The sequence below is a fragment of the uncultured Microbacterium sp. genome (genome assembly GCF_963521695.1).
Classification (GTDB): Bacteria; Actinomycetota; Actinomycetes; order Actinomycetales; family Microbacteriaceae; genus Microbacterium.
The window spans coordinates 1-5,551 of record NZ_CAUQWC010000222.1 but is presented as its reverse complement, the minus strand read 5'-3'; the positions used below and the strand labels follow the sequence as shown (position 1 = coordinate 5,551).

Here is a 5,551-nt window from a genome sequence, read left to right as displayed (position 1 = left end):
ATGGGGTAGACCGACAGGCGCCCCGCCGCGCCCTGTTGACAGCTCGGGTCGGTCGGCAACTGCAACTCCTTCACCCCAGCGTCGGACAGGAGGGATCGCGAGGTCGCCGCCTTGATCCTCATCGAGAACACGCTGACCGGACGATCACCAACCCGGTACGGAAACCTCACGGTTGATGAACAGTGCGAGATAGCAGAAGCCGCAACCCAGCGCCACGGCCTGAATCTCCGCCACCTCATCACCCTGTGGGACATCCCACGCTGGGACCGAGGATCCCGTCTGATTAACATGCTCGACTGCCTCAAGGAACAACCCGCGCACATCCTCATCGTGCCGAGCCCCTTGTACCGCGGATTCACGGAGACCGCCACCAGAAAGCACCGACGCGTGCTGGAACGACACGGCACCACACTCCTGATTACGGAGCAGTGAGGTCACCCCGTGGGGCCAGACGCGCACCCAGCCGTCTGGCCCCACGCCCCATCACCAACCTCAGGACCCGCCTACCAATAGATGTTTTCCCCAGATAGCGATGCAAATTTCACATCACCAAACATCTCGACTTAAGAGGTGAAGTGAGCGTAAATCAAGGAGCTACGTCCGCCATGAAGCGGGCAGAAAGGAGGCACTTATGACGAACGAAACTTCCGCGACCGCCACCGACGTGGACTACTCGCCGGAGCGCGGCGCTGAGGTCGTGGACGTCGAGCGTTTCGCGAACGCACCGCAGATGCGTCGTGGCAGAGCGCAAGGCAGCACTGCAATGGGACTACAGGATGCCGGCCGCGGAGTGCGGGCCGTCGTCTACCTCCGCGTAAGCAGCAAGAAACAGGTCGACACGGACTACGACCCTGAAGGGATATCGCTACCCGCACAGCGTCTGGCGTGCCATAAAAAGGTCGAGCAGATGGGGCTCGAGATCGTGGGCGAGTACGTCGACGCCGGGCTGTCCGGCACCGAGGCTGCCGGTCGCCCGTGCTTTCAGCAGATGTTGGAACGCATCCGCGCCGATCGAGACGTCGACTACGTCATCGTCTACAAGCTGTCCCGCCTCCACCGGAACCGGTACGACGAAGCCTTCACGATGATGCAGCTGCAGCAGCGCGGCGTGACTCTCGTTTCGGCAACAGAGAGCATCGACGGGAGCCCGGTAGGTCAGCTCATGCAGGGCATCCTGTCGGCCTTCAACCAGTACCGCTCTGCGGAAGACGGCGCTGATATTGCCTACAAGCTGGGTGAGAAAGCCAAGAAGGGCGGCACCGTCTTCATGGCACCGCTCGGCTACATCAACACTGGAGAACGGGTCGCCGACCGCGAGATTCGCGTTGTGAAGCCCGACCCCGACCGAGCCCACCTAGTCAAGCTGGCCTTTGAGCTTTACGCGACGGGCAGCTACAGCATCCCGGCGCTGGCCGACGAGCTGTACCTTCGGGGGCTCACGACGCGGGCGTCCGCGCGTCGGTCGTCCAAGCAGCTTTCAGACAACCAGCTGCTGCGACTTCTGCAGGATCCGTACTACCTCGGTTTCACCCGGTTCAAGGGTGATATATACCCGGGACGTCACGAGCCGCTCGTAGATGGTGACCTCTTTGGCCGTGTACAGGACGTTGTTGCAGCTCGGGCGACGGGGGAGCGGCAGCGGGTTCATCATCACTACTTAAAGAGCACCCTGTATTGCGGTCACTGCTTCGCGACCGACAAGACATACGGGCGCGTGATCATCGCGCACGTCAACGGCCGCGGCGGGGCGTATGACTACTTCTTCTGCCGCCGGAGTCAGGAAAAGTTGTGCGACGCGCCGTATATGCAGATGGCTCGCATCGAGGATGCGGTGGAACGGTACTGGGGGCGCCTCAGGGTCAGCGCTGGCTTCATCGAGGCAGCTCGTGCCGGACTGCGCCGAACGGTTGAGAGCGACCAAGCGACCGCGCGTTCGCTGCACACGCAGCTGACGGAGAACCTGCAGAAGCTCGCGCAACAGGAGGAGAACCTCCTCGACCTCGCCGCGGATGGCACGCTGCCCCGAGAAGTCATTCAGAAGCGTATGAATGGCATCCTCCGGAACCGGGCGACCATGAGCGCGCGGCTTGAGAAGACAGAACAGAAATTGGCAGCGGTCGTCGACTATCTCGACGCGGCGCTGTCGCTGCTGGTGCGTCCAGGGGAGTTGTACGCGAACGCGACCGACGAGCAGCGTCGGATGCTGAACCAGGCCGTTTTCTCCCGCATCTACGTATACGTGGACGAGGTGACCGAGGTCGAGTTCAACGAACCGTTCGACATCCTGATGGCGGCGGAGGAGTTGTTCGACAACCCAACAAAAACCGCCCCGGAGGACCGGGGCGGGGATGTTTCTACGGCGGCAGCGACTCTCGCGAACATCGCTCTTGGCGATATTTCGAGTAACGCTGACGTGGTGGGCCCGGAGGGGCTCGAACCCTCGACCCGCGGATTAAAAGTCCGATGCTCTGCCAACTGAGCTACAGGCCCTGATGTTCCCAGCTTACCGGGAGCGGCTATCCACTCGTGCTCATCGCCGCGTACGGGCCACGATCCAGAAGAGGTACGCGCCCCCGACGACGCCGGTGAGCAGACCCACGGGGATCTGCAGGGGCGCGAGTGCGCGTTGGGCGACGACGTCGGCGATGACGAGGACCACCGCGCCGGTCAGCGCCGAACCGAACAGGGGGATGCCGCTGGTGCCGAGCGTGCGACGGGCCAGTTGCGGCGCCGCCAGGGCGATGAAGCCGATCGGGCCGGAAACCGCGGTGGCCGTTCCCGTCAGCAGCGCCGCCACCACGACCAGGAGCAGGCGCACCCGGCCGGTGCGCACGCCCAGGGAGCGCGCCGTGTCGTCGCCCAGCTCGAGCGCGCGGAAGTCGCGGTGCACGAGGGTGAGCACCAGGCTCAGGATGCCGAGGGCGCCGAGGAGGAGGGCGACGTCGTCCATCGAGGTGGCGGCGAGGCTCCCGTGCAACCACTGGTCGGCGTTGCGCGCGATCTCGACGGGCGCGCGGGTGAGGAGGTAGTCGTTGACCGCCCCGAGCAGCGTCGAGAGCGCGATACCCGCGAGGATCGTTCGTTCGCGCGAGACGCCGACGCTGCGCGCGAGGAGCATGACCACCACCACCGTGAGCAGCCCGCCCATCCACGCGCCCGCGGCGGGGGAAGCGGTGGGGGCGATGACGATGAGACCGACCAGGGCGCCGGTGGCGGATCCGGCGGTGAAGCCCACGATGTCGGGGCTCGCGAGCGGATTGCGGGCGAGTGTCTGGAAGACCGCGCCGGCCAGCCCCAGGGCCGCACCGATCGCCAGGGCCGCGACGACCCGCGGGACCCGCAGCCCCATCACCACCACGTTCGTGCGGCCGTCGGCACTGCCGGTGAGAGCCGAGGCCACGTCGCCGAGCGACGCCTGGAACGACCCGGTCGTCACACCGACGATGGCGGCGAGCACCGCCACGACGACGGTCGCCGCCGTGACGACGGCGTACCGGCGGTGTCGCGATGCGACGGCAGGGCGCGTCACGACGACTTCCGTACGACGAGCCACAGCAGCAGGGGAGCACCGACGAACGCGGCGACGATACCCGCTTCGACCTCGCCCGGAAGAGCGATGACCCGACCGATCACGTCGCTGGCGAGGGTGAGCGCGGCGCCGGTCGTCGCGGCCAGGGGGAGCGAGGTGCGCACGCCGCGGCCGACGGCACCGCGGACGATGTGGGCGACGAGCAGTCCGATGAAGGCGAGGGGCCCCGCGGCCGACGTCGCTGCCGCACAGAGGACGGTGATGGCCGTACCGGCGATGACGACGACGAGCACCGGGGACACCCCTAGCGAACGCGACAGGTCGGCGCCGAGCTGCAACTGATCGAGCCCGCGGGCGACCGCGGCGGCCAGAACCACCCCCGCGATCGCGAACGGCAGCAGCTGGGCGGCGACGTCGGGGTCGCGTCGCTCGAAGGACCCGACCGCCCAGAAACGGAGCGACTCGAACGTGTCGTCGTCGGCGAGCGTGATGATGCGGACGACCGCGCCGAGGCAGGCGCTCAGCGCCACCCCCGCCAGAACGAGGCCGATCGTGTCGCCGCGCCGCCCCGGCCGTGCGGCGGCGTTCACCAGGAGAGCCGCTCCCGCCGCTCCGGCGAAAGCGAACCAGACGTATCCGGCGGCGGTGCCCACGCCGAAGAACGCGATGGCGACGACGACGCCCACCGCCGCCCCGGCGTTCACGCCCAGTAGCCCGGGGTCGGCGAGGGGATTGCGGGTGACGGCCTGCATCAGTACTCCTGCGACCCCCAGGCAGGATCCAACGAGGAGCGCGGTGAGCGTGCGGGGGATGCGGAGGTCGAAGACGATGACGCCGACGGCATCCCGCTGACCCGAGAACAGCGCCGATATGACGTCCGTCGGGGCGAGAGCGCGCGACCCCACCGCGAGGCTCGCGACGACGAGCCCGACCAGGATGACCACCGCGAACAGGGTCAGTCCGGTCGCACGCCGCCGCGCCCTCCGGCGGCGGTGAAGCAGATGTGCCGCGGTCGCCGGTCGGGCGGCCGCGGACAGATCGATCACGAAGGTAAGGATACCCTCAGTAGGTGACCGAGCTTCGTTCCCCGTCCTTCCCCGCCCGTTTTCGTCCACTCGTCGCCGCCCTCGGAGCGGTGGCCGTCCTTGCGCTCACCGGCTGCGCCGGCGCCGCAGCTCCCGCATCCACCGTCGACGCCGAAGCCGGCGCCACGGGGGAGTGGGTCGTGTCGCGTGACCTGGAGCCCGGTATGGGCTCGACCGAGCCCGACGGTGTCTTCCCCCGCGATGTCACCCACTTCGAAGGCGTGACCGAGATCCCCACACGACCGTCCCGCATCGCCATCGTGTCCACCGGCCAGCTCGATGCGCTCCTCACGCTGGGTACGGTGCCCGCCGCCGCCACCCGCGCCGAGAACAGCGGACTGGTGCCGCAGTATCTGCTCGACGCCTTCCCCCAGGATGCCGCGGCGCTCGCCGCCATGACCGACATCGGCCAGCGCACAGAGCCCGACCTCGAGGCGATCGCCCAGGCCGCCCCCGATCTCATCCTCATCAACGCCACGCGGGGCGCGGAGCTCTACGACGCGCTGTCCGCGGTCGCCCCGACCGTGGTGACGAAGGGCAACGGGGTGAACTGGAAGAGCGACTTCCTGCTCATCGCCGACGCGCTCGGCGATGAAGGCACAGCGCGCGGCATCCTGGATTCGCTCCAGTCCGACAGCGCGGCGTTCGCGGCGACCCACCCGGAGGGCGAGCCGACCGTGTCGTTCCTGCAGTCGACGGGCGATCGCACGCGCATCATGGGCGTGCCCTCCTTCGCCGGTGGTCTCGCGGAAGACCTCGGGCTCGGTCGCCCGGCATCCCAGCAGTTCGACGAGACGTCGCAGGAGGTCAGCGCGGAGCAGATCGACCTTGCCGATGCGGACCACGTGTTCTACGCCGGCACCGGCCAGGGCATTGCTTTCGTCGAGGAGGCGCCGCTGTGGCCCACGCTCGACGCCGTGTCGGGCGGACGTACCGT

Annotated in this window: 5 protein-coding genes, 1 tRNA gene and 1 pseudogene; 3 read left to right on the top strand and 4 right to left on the bottom strand. The window is 67.7% G+C overall.

Going from position 1 to position 5,551, the window contains the following annotated elements:
* Positions 1 to 111 precede the first annotated feature (111 nt).
* Positions 112 to 432: a hypothetical protein gene (locus RWP81_RS13805; RefSeq protein ID WP_314457016.1), complete on the top strand. Its 321-nt coding sequence runs from the start codon at positions 112 to 114 to the stop codon at positions 430 to 432.
* Between the two features lie 199 nt (positions 433 to 631).
* Positions 632 to 1,555, top strand: a pseudogene (locus tag RWP81_RS16335) (recombinase family protein); the annotation flags it as partial.
* On the opposite strand, the gene RWP81_RS13795 reads toward RWP81_RS16335, so the two are convergent.
* From RWP81_RS13795 to RWP81_RS13780, 4 genes are all read right to left on the bottom strand, one after another.
* Complete coding sequence (locus tag RWP81_RS13795) at positions 1,478 to 1,648, bottom strand: hypothetical protein (protein WP_314457013.1); 171 nt, start codon at positions 1,646 to 1,648, stop codon at positions 1,478 to 1,480. The pseudogene RWP81_RS16335 and the gene RWP81_RS13795 sit on opposite strands and share 78 nt — an antisense overlap.
* A gap of 766 nt (positions 1,649 to 2,414) precedes the next feature.
* Positions 2,415 to 2,490: transfer RNA gene (locus RWP81_RS13790), tRNA-Lys, on the bottom strand.
* 40 nt (positions 2,491 to 2,530) lie between these two features.
* Complete coding sequence (locus RWP81_RS13785) at positions 2,531 to 3,529, bottom strand: iron chelate uptake ABC transporter family permease subunit (protein ID WP_314457012.1); 999 nt, start codon at positions 3,527 to 3,529, stop codon at positions 2,531 to 2,533.
* Positions 3,526 to 4,575, bottom strand: a complete 1,050-nt coding sequence (locus RWP81_RS13780; protein WP_314457010.1) for an iron ABC transporter permease — start codon at positions 4,573 to 4,575, stop codon at positions 3,526 to 3,528. The genes RWP81_RS13785 and RWP81_RS13780 overlap by 4 nt, the downstream gene beginning before the upstream one ends.
* Positions 4,576 to 4,598: 23 nt before the next feature.
* On the opposite strand from RWP81_RS13780, the gene RWP81_RS13775 reads away from it, so the two are divergent.
* On the top strand, positions 4,599 to 5,551 hold a 953-nt coding region (locus RWP81_RS13775; protein ID WP_314457008.1), incomplete at its 3' end, for an iron-siderophore ABC transporter substrate-binding protein.